This is a genomic window from Mycobacterium sp. SMC-16 (genome assembly GCF_046250085.1).
Taxonomy (GTDB): domain Bacteria; phylum Actinomycetota; class Actinomycetes; order Mycobacteriales; family Mycobacteriaceae; genus Mycobacterium; species Mycobacterium phocaicum.
On record NZ_CP176427.1, the window covers coordinates 1,938,215 to 1,952,128 of the forward strand.

13 protein-coding genes and 1 tRNA gene are annotated in these 13,914 nt (G+C 67.5%); 5 read left to right on the forward strand and 9 right to left on the reverse strand.

The annotated features are described in order from the left end of the window. Positions 1-31: 31 nt before the first annotated feature. Positions 32-781: an SDR family oxidoreductase gene (locus ACJEIK_RS09340; protein WP_409431408.1), complete on the forward strand. Its 750-nt coding sequence runs from the start codon at positions 32-34 to the stop codon at positions 779-781. A gap of 10 nt (positions 782-791) precedes the next feature. Here ACJEIK_RS09340 and ACJEIK_RS09345 read toward each other — a convergent pair whose 3' ends face one another. The 8 genes from ACJEIK_RS09345 to aceE form a co-directional block, all read right to left on the reverse strand. Then, the gene (locus tag ACJEIK_RS09345; RefSeq protein ID WP_061010566.1) at positions 792-1,436 is read right to left on the reverse strand and encodes a dihydrofolate reductase family protein; all 645 of its coding nucleotides are present in this window, start codon (positions 1,434-1,436) and stop codon (positions 792-794) included. A gap of 97 nt (positions 1,437-1,533) precedes the next feature. Continuing rightward, a complete protein-coding gene (locus ACJEIK_RS09350) occupies positions 1,534-2,961 on the reverse strand; it encodes an acyl-CoA carboxylase subunit beta (protein WP_267325113.1) in 1,428 nt (475 codons plus the stop codon). A gap of 56 nt (positions 2,962-3,017) precedes the next feature. After that, positions 3,018-4,286, reverse strand: coding sequence for a 3-oxoacyl-ACP synthase KasB (gene kasB / locus ACJEIK_RS09355; RefSeq protein ID WP_409431409.1), 1,269 nt, complete (start codon positions 4,284-4,286; stop codon positions 3,018-3,020). A 22-nt stretch (positions 4,287-4,308) separates the two neighbouring features. Continuing rightward, complete coding sequence (gene kasA, locus ACJEIK_RS09360; protein ID WP_029105865.1) at positions 4,309-5,559, reverse strand: 3-oxoacyl-ACP synthase KasA; 1,251 nt, start codon at positions 5,557-5,559, stop codon at positions 4,309-4,311. Further along, on the reverse strand, positions 5,556-5,849 hold the full coding sequence (acpM, locus tag ACJEIK_RS09365; RefSeq protein WP_061006272.1) for a meromycolate extension acyl carrier protein AcpM: 294 nt from the start codon (positions 5,847-5,849) through the stop codon (positions 5,556-5,558). The genes kasA and acpM overlap by 4 nt, the downstream gene beginning before the upstream one ends. Positions 5,850-5,924: 75 nt before the next feature. Continuing rightward, entirely contained in the window at positions 5,925-6,845 is a 921-nt protein-coding gene (locus ACJEIK_RS09370; protein WP_293013852.1) for an ACP S-malonyltransferase, read from the reverse strand. A gap of 207 nt (positions 6,846-7,052) precedes the next feature. After that, entirely contained in the window at positions 7,053-8,288 is a 1,236-nt protein-coding gene (locus ACJEIK_RS09375; RefSeq protein WP_029121058.1) for a PucR family transcriptional regulator, read from the reverse strand. Positions 8,289-8,386: 98 nt separating this feature from the next. Then, positions 8,387-11,176, reverse strand: a complete 2,790-nt coding sequence (aceE, locus tag ACJEIK_RS09380; RefSeq protein ID WP_406801307.1) for a pyruvate dehydrogenase (acetyl-transferring), homodimeric type — start codon at positions 11,174-11,176, stop codon at positions 8,387-8,389. Between the two features lie 209 nt (positions 11,177-11,385). Here aceE and ACJEIK_RS09385 point away from each other — a divergent pair, with 209 nt between their 5' ends. The 4 genes from ACJEIK_RS09385 to ACJEIK_RS09400 all read left to right on the forward strand — a co-directional run bounded on the left by ACJEIK_RS09385 (position 11,386) and on the right by ACJEIK_RS09400 (position 13,118). Continuing rightward, positions 11,386-11,868 carry a hypothetical protein gene (locus ACJEIK_RS09385; RefSeq protein ID WP_406801308.1) on the forward strand — a complete coding sequence of 161 codons (483 nt, stop codon included), beginning with the start codon at positions 11,386-11,388 and terminating at the stop codon, positions 11,866-11,868. Between the two features lie 107 nt (positions 11,869-11,975). Beyond that, entirely contained in the window at positions 11,976-12,398 is a 423-nt protein-coding gene (locus ACJEIK_RS09390) for a DUF3052 domain-containing protein (protein ID WP_020104234.1), read from the forward strand. Between the two features lie 148 nt (positions 12,399-12,546). Continuing rightward, positions 12,547-13,002, forward strand: a complete 456-nt coding sequence (locus ACJEIK_RS09395) for a peroxiredoxin (protein WP_138248534.1) — start codon at positions 12,547-12,549, stop codon at positions 13,000-13,002. A 41-nt stretch (positions 13,003-13,043) separates the two neighbouring features. Further along, positions 13,044-13,118, forward strand: a tRNA-Val gene (locus ACJEIK_RS09400). Between the two features lie 42 nt (positions 13,119-13,160). On the opposite strand, the gene ACJEIK_RS09405 is transcribed toward ACJEIK_RS09400, so the two are convergent. Next, on the reverse strand, positions 13,161-13,871 hold the full coding sequence (locus ACJEIK_RS09405; RefSeq protein ID WP_163693127.1) for an MgtC/SapB family protein: 711 nt from the start codon (positions 13,869-13,871) through the stop codon (positions 13,161-13,163). Positions 13,872-13,914 lie beyond the last annotated feature (43 nt).

Here is a 13,914-nt window from a genome sequence, read left to right on the forward strand (position 1 = left end):
TTTGTGGCTGGCCGTGGCTAGCGTGGGCGACATGAGCAATCTCGAAGGTAAGTCAGCAGTCGTCGCCGCCGGAGCCAAGAACCTGGGCGGTCTGATCAGCACCACCCTCGGCGCGCGCGGCGTCAACGTCGCGGTGCACTACAACAGCGCCGCGACCGAGGCCGACGCCGACCAGACCGTCGCCGCCGTCGAGGCCGCCGGCGCCAAGGCCATCAAGGTCCAGGTCGACCTGACGGTGCCCGGCAACGTGGAGAAGTTGTTCGACGCGGCGGTCGAGGCATTCGGCGGTGTCGACGTCGCGATCAACACCGTCGGCAAGGTGCTGCGCAAGCCGATCGTGGAAACGACTGAGGCCGAATACGATTCGATGTTCGACATCAACGCCAAGGCCGCGTACTTCTTCCTGCAGCAGGCCGGCCGCCGGCTCAACGACGGCGGCTCGGTGATCACCATCGTGACGGCGCTGCTGGCGGCCTTCACCGACGGTTACAGCACCTACGCCGGCGCGAAGAGCCCCGTCGAGCACTTCACCCGGGCCGCCGCGAAAGAGTTCGCGGCCCGCGGCATCAACGTCAACAACGTCGGCCCCGGACCCATGGACACGCCGTTCTTCTACGGCCAGGAGACCCCGGAGCGCGTGGAGTTCCACAAGTCGCAGGCGATGGGCGGCCGGTTGACCCTGATCGAGGACATCGCGCCGCTGGTCGTGTTCCTCGCCGGCGAAGGCCACTGGATCACCGGCCAGACCATCTTCGCCAACGGCGGCTACACCACCCGCTAGACGCGAAAGCTCAGCGGCGCCAGAACAAGTGGTGAATGACGCCGCTGGAGCTGGGTACCACGTCGCAGTGGTAGCGGTCGAGCAGCTCGTCGGGGGATTCCCAGAGTCGTGAGCCCTCGCCGAGCGTCACGGTGGGGGACACCACGATGTGCAGGGTGTCGATGAGGTCGGCGTCGAGGAACTCGCGGACCGTAGTGGCACCGCCGCCGATGCGGATGTCCTTGCCCTGCGCGGCCTCCCGCGCCTGCGCCAGGACCTCGGCCGGTGCCGCGTCGACGAAGTGGAAGGTGGTGTCCGACAACGTGAACGACGGCCGCACGTGGTGCGTCATCACGAAAACCGGGGTGTGGAACGGCGGCTCGTCGCCCCACCAGCCCTGCCAGTCGAGCCGGGCCGGCCCGCGGTAGGGGCTGAACTTGCCCGCGCCCATGATCTCTGCGCCGATGTTGTGGTGGAAGTCGCGCACGAGGTGGTCATCGAGGCCGCGGGTGCCGCCCGGATCCGTGCGGTTGGGCCAGCTGGCGGTGGCGCCGGCCCAGGCGAACATGGTGCCCGGGTCGGCGTGACCGAAGGGCCGCTCGAAGCTCTGCCCGACACCGGCGCCGAAGCCGTCCGCCGAGACGTTGAAGTTCTGCACTTTCACCAGTTGCGTCATGAGCGTGTTGACCTCCGCGGTCGCCGAAATTCATCGGGATAAGACAAAACTGCCCCTCGTCCGAAGGCGAGGGGCAGTTTTGTGGTTGTTCGCGTGATTACAGCGCGATGTTCTTGTGGCGACCGCGGCGGGCCGGGGCCTCGGCGAGGGCCTGGGTGATCTTCGACCGGGTGTGGGCCGGGTCGATCTTCTCGTCCACCACGCCGATCTCGATGGCGGAGTCGACGCCACCGGCGATGCGCTCGTGCTCCAACGCGAGTTCCTCGTGCAGGGCCTCACGCTCGGCGGCGTCCTCGACGGCGGCCAGCTTGCGCTTGTGCAGGATGCCGACGGCGGCCTTGGCGCCCATGACGGCGACCTCGGCGTCCGGCCACGCGAACACCTTCGTCGCACCGAGCGACCGCGAGTTCATCGCGATGTATGCGCCGCCGTAGATCTTGCGGGTCACCAGCGTGACGCGGGGGACCACGGCCTCACCGAACGCGTGCAGCAGCTTGGCGCCACGGCGCACGACGCCGCCCCACTCCTGGTCCACACCGGGCAGGTAGCCGGGGACGTCGACCAGAACGATCAGCGGGATGCCGAAGGCGTCGCACAGGCGCACGAAACGTGCTGCCTTCTCGGCGCTTTCGGAGTTCAGGCAGCCGCCCAGACGCAGCGGGTTGTTGGCGATGACGCCGACGGAGCGACCGGCGAGGCGGCCCAGGCCGACCACGATGGACGGCGCCCACTTGGACTGGAACTCTTCGAACGGCACGCCCTCGTCGAGCAGGGCCTCCACGATCGGGTGCACGTCGTAGGCACGACGTGCCGACTCGGGCATGAGGGCCTTGATGTCGGTGTCGCCGGCCTCGGCCTTGGTGCGGTCGAAGTGGCCCTGCTGGCTGAACAGGCCGACCAGGCGACGGCCGCGCTCGTAGCAGTCGAGTTCGTCGTCGGCGACGATGTGGCACACACCGGACTTCTTGTGGTGGGTGTCGGGGCCACCGAGCGAGACCATGTCGACGTCCTCGCCGGTGACGCTGCGGACGACGTCCGGGCCGGTGACGAAGACGCGGCCCTCGGGGGCCATGACGATGACGTCGGTCAGGGCGGGGCCGTACGCGGCACCACCGGCGGCGAAGCCGACGACCAGCGAGATCTGCGGGATGTAGCCCGAGGCCCGGATCATGGCCTCGAAGACCTGGCCGACCGCGTGCAGCGCGCGCACACCCTCGGCGAGGCGGGCACCACCGGAGTGCCAGATGCCCACGATGGGCGCCTGCTCATCGATGGCGGTGTCGTAGGCGCGGACGATGTGCGCGCAGCCGTCGACGCCCATGGCACCACCCATGACGGTGCCGTCGGTGGCGAACGCGATGGTGTGCACGCCGTTGACGGTGCCGGAGGCGGCCAGGACGCCCGACTTGTCGCGCTCGTGCAGCGGCTTGACGCTGCCCGGGTCGAAGAAGGTCTGCAGGCGCAGCAGCGGGTCGCGAGGATCAAGTGATTCGGCGGCCGTCGCCTCAGGTGCCAGGGTCGTCATTTTCTAATCTCCTTGATCTCGCACACCGGGGTCTGCGCTGTGTTTTCCGGGGTTGCTCAGTACCGGCCGAATACGAGTGCGACGTTGTGTCCGCCGAACCCGAACGAGTTGTTGATCGCGTACTTGTAGTCGCCCTGCCGCGGTGCCTTGGAGACCACATCCAGATCGATCTCCGGATCCAGGTTTTCCAGGTTCAGTGTGGGCGGAATTACGCCGTCGCGCAGCGCGAGCGCGGTGAGGATGGACTCCACCGCACCAACTGCACCGACAGAGTGGCCGAGGGCGGACTTGGGGGCGTACACCGCGGGCCGGTGGCCCTTCATGGCGTTGTTGATGGCCACGCCCTCGGCGACGTCGCCGACACTGGTGCCGGTGGCATGCGCGTTGACGTGGTCGATGTCGGACGGTACGAGCCCGGCCAGTTCGATGGCACGGGTCATGGCGTAGCCGGCCTGCTCGCCATTGGGGTCGGGGGCCACGATGTGGTAGCCGTCGGAGGTGACGCTGGCGCCCATGAGGCGGGCCAGGATGTTGGCGCCGCGGGCCTTGGCGTGTTCCTCGGTCTCGAGCACCAGCATGGCGCCACCCTCGCCGAACACGAAGCCGTTGCGGTCGCGGTCGAACGGGCGGCAGGCACCGGCCGGGTTGTCGTTGGTGTTGGACAGCACGATGCGCATCTGGGCGAACCCGGCGATCGGCACTGCCTCGATCTTGGTTTCGACGCCACCGGCGATGGCGACGTCGGCCTCGCCCAGCACCAGCTGGCGCCAGGCGTTGGCGATGGCTTCCGAACCGGACGCGCAGGCCGAGATCAGGGTGGACACCCCGGCCTTGGCCTTGCGCTCCAGTCCGACAGCGGCCGCCGCCCCGTTGGGCATGTGCATCTGCACGACCAGCGGCGAAACCGCTCGCAGGCCGCGCTCGCGCATGCCGTCGTAGGCGAAGACCAGTTCCTCGGCAGAGCCGAGGCCGGTGCCGATGGACACCATCAGTCGCCGGGGGTCAACGTCCGGCGAGCCTGCGTTTTCCCAGACTCGCCGGCCGATGACCGTCGACATTTTCTGCAGGTATGACAGCCGACGCAGTTCGACCCGCGTCAGTTCACTTTCGAAATCCTCGTGCAGATGCCCACCGATACGGACGGGGAGGTCGTACTTCTCGATGAAGTCATCTTCGAGAAGACGAATCCCGCTCTGTCCGTCAAGGAGCTTCTGCCATGTGGTTTCAGCGTCGGTCGCCAGGGCGGTCGACATGGCTACGCCAGTGACGACCACATTGGGGAGACCATTCCCCGTTGACAACCTCTGTGCGGTTACCCCTGCCATTCCTGCTCAATGTCCCTTCGACTTAATAACGCCCAAAGGCCAGGGCGACATTGTGTCCACCGAACCCGAACGAGTTGTTGATGGCGTACTTGTAGTCGCCATAACGAGGCTCGCCCGCAACAACATCGAGATCGATGGCGGGATCCGGCGTCTCGTAGTTGAGCGTCGGGGGAATGACCCCGTCGCGCAACGCGAGCACCGTCAACACAGACTCCAGCGCACCGACCGCACCGATGGAGTGGCCGAGCGCCGACTTCGGCGCGTACACCGCGGCGCCCTGACATCCGGCAACGCGGATGGCATTGGCCTCGGCGGTATCACCGATCGGGGTGGCCGTGCCGTGGGCATTGACGTGGTCAATGTCCTTGGCGTCCAGGCCTGCGGTCTCCAGTGCACGCTTCATCGCGGCACCGGCGCGCACGCCGCCGTCGGCCGGAGCCACCATGTGGAACGCGTCCGAGGTGATGCCGGCGCCCATGAGCCGGGCCAGCGGCTTGGCGCCACGGGCCAGGGCGTGCTCTTCGGTCTCGATGATCATCAACGCGCCGGCCTCGCCGAACACGAAGCCGTCACGATCCTTGTCGAACGGCCGCGACGCAGCCGCCGGATCGTCGTTGCGGGTCGACATGGCACGCATCATCGAGAACGCCGCGATGGGCAGCGCCTCGATGGCACCTTCGACACCGCCGACGACGGCGAAGTCCGCGTCGCCCATGACGATCTGACGCCAGCCGTGGGCGATGGCCTCAGAACCCGACGAACACGCCGACACCGGCGTGATGACCCCGGCGCGGGCGCCGAGCTCCAAGCCGGCGACCGCGGCCGCACCGTTGGGCATGATCATCTGAACGGCGAGCGGGCTGACCTTGCGGATGCCGCCCTCGTTCATGGCGTCGTAGGTTTCGACGATCTTCTCGCCGCCACCCAGACCGGTGCCGATCACGACGGCGAAACGGTCCGGATCGACCTCGGGCGCACCCGCGTTCTTCCACAACCGTCGCGCCAGTACGAGCGACATGCGCTGCACATAGGAGTTGCGGCGCAGCTCGACGCGGGTCAGCTGGCTTTCCAGGTCATCGACCAGGTGGCCACCGATACGCACCGGAAGGTCCCACTTCTCGACCCAGTCGTCCTCGAGAGTGCGGATGCCGCTCTCGCCTGCCAGGAGGCCCTTCCACGTGCTCTCGATGTCAGCAGCGAGCGCCGTGGTTGCCTCCACGGCGGTCACCACTACGTTCGGGAAGCCTCCGTTAGCAGTGGAAGGCCTGGTCACTTGCTGAACTTATCGCGCAGCGCGGCAGCAGCCTCGGGGTTCTCTTCCTCGAGCTTCTGGATGTAGGCGACGACGTCACCAACGGTGCGCAGGCCGGCCAGGTCCTCGTCCGGGATCTTCACGCCGTACTTGTCCTCGGTCTGGACGGCGATCTCGACCATCGACAGCGAGTCGATGTCCAGGTCGTCGACGAAGGACTTCTCGGGGGTCACCTCAGACGGCTCGATGCCGGTGACCTCTTCGATGATCTCGGCGAGGCCGGCGATGATTTCTTCTTGACTGGCAGCCACGATGGCTCCTTCTTTTTGTTGTGTCGGCACACCGGATTTGGTGTGCCGGGTTGGTTGTTTCGGCAAGCGGGCCTGTCAGAACTCGGCGAGTCCGTCCAGGTCTGCGGGGGTCTTGATGGCGAAGGTGGGCACGCCCTTGACTTCGCGCTTGGCGATACCGGCGAGGGTGCCGGCCGGCGGGAACTCGATGATGCCGGTGACCTCCTGGCCGTCGAAGCGCTCGCGCAGCGTGGCCGAGCACAGGTCCCAGCGGACCGGACGGGTCATCTGGGCGACCAGCTTGGCCATGGCGTCCGCGGCGCCGGCGACCGGCTGGCCGTCGGCGTTCGACAGCAGCGTGGTGGTCGGCTCGCTGGGGGTGACGGTCGCCGCGGCAGCCGCGTACGGCTCCTGCGCCGAGCCCATGAAGTGCGTGTGGAAGGCGCCGGCGGTGGCCAGCACGCGGACCCGGGCCTTGGCCGGCGGATCCTCTGCCAGCTTCTCCAGCGCCGAGACGGCACCGGCGGCGACGATCTGACCCGCCGCGTTGCGGTTGGCCGGGACCAGTTCCAGAGCTTCGAGACGGGCCAGGACCTCGGCCTCGTCGCCACCGAGCACCGCGGCCATGCCGGTGGGCTCCAGTGCGCAGGCTTTGGCCATCTCGGCGCCGCGGGTGGCGGCGAGCTTGATGGCCTCGTCGGCGGAGATGACGCCCGCGATGGCGTAGGCGGCGATCTCGCCGACGGAGTGGCCGGCCACGATCGTGGTGGCGCCGGCCAGGAGGCCGCGCTTGGTCAGCTCTTCGTGTGCGAGCAGCGTGGCCGCGACGACCAGGGGCTGGGTCACCGCGGTGTCGGTGATCTCCTCGGCGGTCGCCGTGGTGCCCAGCTGGGCCAGATCCAGGCCGCTGATCTCCGACCAGGTGGCCAGACGGTCAGCAGCACCGGCCAGCTCCAACCAAGGGGTGAGCATGCCGGGCGTCTGAGATCCCTGCCCGGGGGCAAGCAGCGCAAGCACAGGTGTTTGAGGCACGGATTAAGAAAACACTGTGAAGCGGGTTTTATGCCGTGTAAGAGATTATGAACCTCGTCTTAAAGTTTTGTGGAATGTCTACAAAAACGCACGTTATGCAACGTTGGCGAGACCTCGCTGCGATGTGGATCACAATCGTATGTCGCAAGCTACCGATGGGTAGGGTTGCTGTAGCTGTGCTGATCAGGCCATTTACTGATTGGCTTGAGCGGGTGTACGGCTCAATCGGCCCACCGTTGAGGCCACGCGGAGCACATACGCATCCCTGGGCACCATCGGATCGCGGCCGGTGAAGTCCGCGATCCGGCGCAGCCGGTACCGGACGGTGTTTGGATGAACGAACAATTTGCGGGCGCACGCTTCTATGGCGCCGCCCGCGTCGAGGTAGGCGTCGAGCGTCTCCGTCAGCGCCGGACCTGCGTCTGCCAGCGGCCGGACGACCTCGAGTTCCAGGGCCGCGATAGCCGACCGATCCCCGAGCAGTGCACGTTCCGGCAGCAGTTCACGGGCCGGAACCGGCCGGGGCGCACCCGTCCACCCGCTCACCGCATTCATCCCCGCGATGGCTTCGGTGGCGCTGTAGTGCGCGGCCGCCAGCGTGGCGGCCGTCGGCCCGATGACCACCGGGGCGTCGGCGAAGACGCCCATCAGCTCACCCAGGAACCGGTCGGTGGGGGAGATCTGTCCGGACACGATGGCCACCAGCCAGGTGCCGTGGACGTCGGACAGCGCGACGCGGCCGTTGCGGGTGACGACGTCGTGCACGTCCTCACTGGCCAGATCGGTCCGATCGGGGCGCGGGTAACCGACCACGACGGTCGCGGGCGCGGTGGCGTCCCAGTTGAGTGCCGCGGCCTGCGACTGCAGGCCGGGCCCCACGTCGCCGCGTACGACGGCGTCGACGACGTTGGCCTCCATCCGGGTGTCCCAGGCGCCGCGGGCCTCGGCCTGGTCGGCGTATGCGCTGGCGGCGGCAAAGGCCAGGTCGCGGCTGTAGCGCAGGATGCCGGCGGTCAATGCCGTCAACTGTTCCTCGGTGCGGGCCAGCAGCGGCACCACTTCCTCGAAGAACTCCATGGTGGTCCGCACCATCTCCACCGACTGCCGCAGCGCGATGCGTCGCCGCAGGTCCTGGGGCACGACCTCGAAGGCCTCCGCGGTGTAGCTGACGTCGCTGTTGGGGTCGCGCATCCACTCGACGAAGTTGACGACCGCGGTCTGCACCACCAGATGCACGCTGGCCCGCTGCGAGGCCTCCAGTTCGGCGAAGAATGGCAGCCGTTCTTCGAGGGCGTGCACCGCCTGCGTCGCCAACGTGCCGGAGTACTGCTTGAGGCGACGCAGCACCGTCTCTGGGACGTTCTCGAGCACTTCGAGTGTCGACTTGGGCGGCACGAACCGCTTGCCGCTGGTCGCGTTGTCGGGCATGACTAAAAGCTACGCCTGATTTCTGGAGACTTCTGCCAATCCGGCCGCGCTGAGATGACGGTTTCTGACAGAAACCGTCATCTCAGCGTGCGCGGGCTCTACGCGCTGCCGGTGTCGGCGTACGACACCTCGGCGGCCGAGACGTCGTCGATCCGGTACTGCTTGGCGGCCGCGACGGCCACCGACGGGTCGATCTCGCCGTCGCGAGCCAGGGCCTCCAGCACCGCCACCACCACCGACTCCGCGTCGGTGTTGAAGAAGCGGCGGGCCGCCGGGCGGGTGTCGGAGAAGCCGAACCCGTCCGTGCCCAGCGTGACGTAGGTGTTCGGTACCCACGGGCGGATCTGCTCGGGCACCGCGCGCATCCAGTCGGATACCGCGACCACGGGGCCCGCGGTCTTCGCGAGCTGGGCGGTCACGTACGGCACGCCGGCCTGCTGGTCCGGGTGGCGCAGCGCGTGCCGGTCGATGTCCACGCCGTCGCGGTTCAGCTCGCCCCAGCTGGTCACCGACCACACGTCGGCGGCTACGTCCCAGTTCTCGGCCAGCAGGTCCGCCGCCCGCAGTGCCTCGGGCATCGAGACGCCCGACGCCAGGATCTGCGCCGTGCTGGAGCGCTTCTCCGGCGCGACGCGGTAGCGGTACATGCCGCGCAGGACGCCTTCGGGGTCGAAGTTCTCGGGCTCGGCCGGCTGGACGTACGGCTCGTTGTAGATGGTGATGTAGAAGTAGACGTTCTCGGAGTTCTCGCCGTACATGCGCTCGAGGCCGCTCTCGATGATGTACGCGATCTCGTAGGCGAACGCCGGGTCGTACGACACCACCGCGGGGTTGGTGGAGGCCAGCAGCAGCGAGTGACCGTCCGCGTGCTGCAGGCCCTCGCCGGTGAGCGTCGTGCGTCCGGCCGTGGCGCCCAGCACGAAGCCGCGGCCCATCTGGTCGGCCGCCGCCCAGAACCCGTCGCCGGTGCGCTGGAACCCGAACATCGAATAGAAGATGTAGATCGGGATCATCGGCAGGTCGTGCGTGGCGTACGACGTCGCGACCGCGGTGAACGACGCCGTCGACCCGGCCTCGTTGATGCCCTCGTGCAGGATCTGGCCGACTTCGGATTCCTTGTACGCCAACATCAAATCGGCGTCCACGGCGGTGTAGAGCTGGCCGTTGCGGTTGTAGATCTTCAGGCTCGGGAACCACGAGTCCATGCCGAACGTGCGCGCCTCGTCGGGAATGATCGGGACAATGCGTGGCCCGATGTTCTTGTCCCGCAACAGTTCTTTGAAGGTGCGCACCGTCGCCATCGTGGTGGCGACGGCCTGGTTACCCGAACCCTTCTTGAGCGATTTGTAGACGTCGCGGCCCGGCAGCGGCAGCGGCTTGGACTTGGTGCGCCGCTCCGGCAGGAAGCCGCCGAGCGCCCGGCGCCGGTCGAGCATGTACCGGATTTCCGGCGACTCGGAGCCCGGGTGGTAGTACGGCGGCAGGTACGGGTTCTCTTCGAGCTGGGCGTCGGTGATCGGCACCCGCGTCGCGTCGCGGAACTTCTTGAGGTCGTCGAGCGCCAGCTTCTTCATCTGGTGCGTCGCGTTGCGGCCCTCGAAGTGGCTGCCCAGCGTGTAGCCCTTGATGGTCTTGGCCAGGATCACGGTCGGCTGGCCCTTGTGCTCCATCGCGGCACGGTAGGCGGCGTACAGCTTGCGGTAGTCGTGGCCACCGCGCTTGAGGTTCCAGATCTCCTGGTCGGTCATGGGGTCGACCAGTGCCTTGGTGCGGGGGTCCCGGCCGAAGAAGTGGTCGCGGACGTACGCGCCGTCGTTGGCCTTGTAGGTCTGGTAGTCACCGTCGGGCGTGACGTTCATCAGGTTCACCAGCGCGCCGTCCTTGTCGGCGTGCAGCAGGGCGTCCCATTCGCGGCCCCACACCACCTTGATGACGTTCCAGCCGGCGCCGCGGAAGAACGACTCCAGCTCCTGGATGATCTTGCCGTTACCGCGGACCGGTCCGTCCAGGCGCTGCAGGTTGCAGTTGACGACGAACGTCAGGTTGTCGAGCGCCTCGTTGGCGGCGACCTGGATCAGGCCACGGCTCTCGGGCTCGTCCATCTCGCCGTCGCCGAGGAAGGCCCACACATGCTGATCGCTGGTGTCCTTGAGGCCGCGGTCGTGCAGGTAGTGGTTGAAGCGCGCCTGGTAGATGGCGTTCATCGGGCCCAAACCCATTGACACCGTGGGGAATTCCCAGAAATCGGGCATCAGGCGGGGATGCGGGTACGACGGCAGGCCGCCGCCGGCGTGGCTGTGCTCCTGCCGGAAGCCGTCCAGTTGGTCGGTAGACAGCCGGCCCTCGAGGAAGGCGCGGGCGTAGATGCCGGGGGAGGCGTGGCCCTGGATGAAGATCTGGTCGCCGCCGCCGGGGTGGTTCTTGCCGCGGAAGAAGTGGTTGAAGCCGACCTCGTACAGCGACGCCGAGGATGCGTACGTCGAAATGTGGCCGCCCACACCGACTCCCGGCCGCTGGGCGCGGTGCACCATGATCGCGGCGTTCCAGCGGATCCAGCGGCGGAAGCGGCGCTCGACCTCTTCGTCACCGGGGAACCACGGCTCCAGGTCGGTGGGGATGGTGTTGACGTAGTCGGTGGACGTCAGCGCGGGGATGGACACGCGCATCTCCCGCGAGCGCTCCAACAGCCGCAGCATCAGGTAGCGGGCACGCGCGGGCCCTGACCGACCCAACAGGTCGTCGAACGATTCCAGCCATTCGGCGGTCTCGTCTGGGTCGATGTCGGGTAGGTACGACGCGACACCATCACGGATCACCCGGACCCGGTCGGGTTCGGCTGAGGTACTGGAGTTTTGAGCCAGGTCTTGGCGCACGAACTCAGTGGTCAACTGCCACTCCTTGGTATTCGATTTTGGGGATGCTTTTGGCACTGCCCATCGTCCCCCCATCGTTGCGCAGATTAGGCGTTGGGGTGGGCTACCGGCGAGTACGCGTTCGGATGCCCGCGATTGACACATCAACCCTGTACGGTCAGCTGATGATGACCAGCGCGGCTAGTGTGTCGCGGCTTCGCGCAGCCGCTTTGGTATCCGGAGGCGTGGCGGTATCCGCCATGATGCTCGTCGGCTGCAGTAAGTCCGTCGAGGGCAGCTCGACGGTCGACCAACCGGGCGCCGCGGCATACCGCACCTCGGTGTCGCTGTCCGCGGCTGCGTCGGCCAGTTCCAGTTCGTCGAGCGCCTCCGCGGCGGCGACGGAGGCCGCGTGCCAGACGTTCGTCGACACCGGCAAACCGGCGATGCAGGCCGTGAACGCCTACGTCGACGCCGAGAACGCCGGTGGCACCGACGCCGCCAAGCTGCAGGCCGCGGTCGACGCGCTGCACAACGCCGCGGACGCGGTGACCAAGAGCGCCACGACAGTGCAGTCGGACACCCTCAAGGCGGCGCTCGCCGGCTGGTCGGCGGCGGCCCAGTCGTTGGCGACGGCGATCAGCACCAATGCGTCGACCTCGGATTTCAACACGGCGGTCGACTCGTTCAATGAGGCCAAGTCGGCCACCGAGACCGCGTGCGAGTAACGCCCGCACATCAAAGATGTGTCTTGCGTCGAATGAATCGTCGTCGCATGCGACTATTGGGTTCCACACATACAGGCTGCAAACAGGCAGGTTAGAGGAGGACACCGGTGGCCGCGGCGGACGCGCCGAACTACGCCCAGAGACTGGGCATTCACAAAGATCAGATCGTCCAGGAGCTGGGCTGGGACGAGGACACCGACGACGACATCCGCGCTGACATCGAAGATGCCTGCGGCGGAGAGCTTCTCGACGAGGATTCCGACGAAGTGGTGGACGTCGTGCTGCTGTGGTGGCGCGATGATGACGGTGACCTGGTGGACCGCTTGATGGACGCGATCACCCCGCTGGCCGATGACGGCGTCATCTGGGTGGTCACTCCCAAAACCGGCAAGGGTGGCCACGTCCAGCCCGCCGAGATCGCCGAGTCCGCGCCCACCGCCGGGCTGGTCGTCACCTCGTCGGCCAACCTCGGGGACTGGATCGCCAGCCGCCTGGTGCAGCCCAAGTCGAAGGCCGCGGGCCGGCACTAGTGCGGTTGGCTGTTGTGCCGCGGCTGGACGGTGCGGCCGCCTCTGTGCGGCAAATCCGTTGTCGGTGGGCCGTCGTCGCGTCGAGTGCAACCACACGGCGGAAAACCGGCCTGCTTTCCGCCACCGCGTTGCGTTCGCGGGTTCGGTCATGATCGACGTCGGGTCCGTCGCACCGGACTTCACGCTCAAAGACCAGCACGGTCGCGCCGTGACGCTGTCGGCGTTACGCGGCCGGAACGTGTTGCTGGTGTTCTTCCCGCTGGCGTTCACCCCGGTGTGTGCGGGGGAGCTCGGCGAGATTCAGGACAACCTGGCCCGGTACCGCAATGACTCGGTGGAAACGCTGACCATCTCGGTCGGGCCGCCGGCCACCCACAAGGTGTGGGCGCGCGAATCGGGCTTCGAGTTCCCGATCCTGTGCGACTTCTGGCCGCATGGCGCGGTGGCCCAGCTCTATGGGGTTTTCAACGAGGTTTCCGGGTACCCGGACCGAGGCACGTTCCTCGTCGACCGGGAGGGCATCGTGCGATTCGCGGAGTGCACATCGCCTGGCGAGGCGCGCGACCAGTCGGTCTGGGTTTCGGCGCTGAACGCGCTCGACTGATTTTCCCTTGGCCGCCATCGGCGTGTAGCGTGCCCGAGGCGGGGCGCGTAGCTCAGTGGTAGAGCTCTGGTTTTACACACCAGCGGTCGGCGGTTCGATACCGTCCGCGCCCACCAAATTTCCCCTGGTAGCGGCCTTGTCGGCCGCCGGGGTGCGGTCTAGTCGACCGGGCTCATGTCGTCGGCGCTCCAGCGCACCGCGGTGACGGCCGGTGCCTTGATGACATCGGCGAGGGCCGCCTCGATGCGGTGGTCGTCGCGTTCGTCGGCGATGACGGTGGCCGTGATGCGCACCCCTTCGTCGTCGGGCAGATCGACCGCGGAGATGGAGCGCACCGTGAGGTTGGGGTGCGAGATGGCGTCGAAGATGAGGCTGCGGATGTGCAGCTCGGCGGTCGTGGCGCACCGTACCTCGAACCGGTATTCGGCAGAGGACTCTTCGGCGCCCGGACGGCGGTGCCGGTCCAGCGTGCGTCCCACCGGCCGCAGGAAGATGTTGGCGGCGATCACCGCGCAGCTTCCGATCACGGCGGGGATCAACAGTCCGCCGCCGGCCAGGGCGCCGATGGCGGCGGAGGCCCACAGGGTGGCCGCGGTGTTGAGTCCGGAGATCGTGGCGCCCTGCTGCATGATCACGCCGGCGCCGAGGAAGCCGATGCCGGACGCGACCTGGGCGGCGACCCGGGTCGGATCGGCATGTTCCCCCGCGAAGGTGTAGCCACCCATGATGACGAACAGCGTCGACCCGAGGCTGACCAGTGCAGCCGTGCGCAATCCGGCATTGCGGGACCGCCACTGACGCTCCAGCCCGATCGCCGCGCCGAGCCCCAGGCCGGCGGCGATCCGCAGCGCGATATCCAGTGTGTCGATCACCCTTGTGCTCCGGTTGCTTTCGAATTCCGGGGCGCGCTCT

What these genes read in the sequence shown, in the direction of transcription:
- ACJEIK_RS09340 (WP_409431408.1), top strand. Translation starts at nt 32, where the DNA reads ATGAGCAATCTCGAAGGTAAGTCAGCAGTCGTCGCCGCCGGAGCCAAG.
- ACJEIK_RS09345 (WP_061010566.1), bottom strand. Translation starts at nt 1,436, where the DNA reads ATGACGCAACTGGTGAAAGTGCAGAACTTCAACGTCTCGGCGGACGGC.
- ACJEIK_RS09350 (WP_267325113.1), bottom strand. Translation starts at nt 2,961, where the DNA reads ATGACGACCCTGGCACCTGAGGCGACGGCCGCCGAATCACTTGATCCT.
- kasB (WP_409431409.1), bottom strand. Translation starts at nt 4,286, where the DNA reads ATGGCAGGGGTAACCGCACAGAGGTTGTCAACGGGGAATGGTCTCCCC.
- ACJEIK_RS09375 (WP_029121058.1), bottom strand. Translation starts at nt 8,288, where the DNA reads ATGCCCGACAACGCGACCAGCGGCAAGCGGTTCGTGCCGCCCAAGTCG.
- ACJEIK_RS09395 (WP_138248534.1), top strand. Translation starts at nt 12,547, where the DNA reads ATGATCGACGTCGGGTCCGTCGCACCGGACTTCACGCTCAAAGACCAG.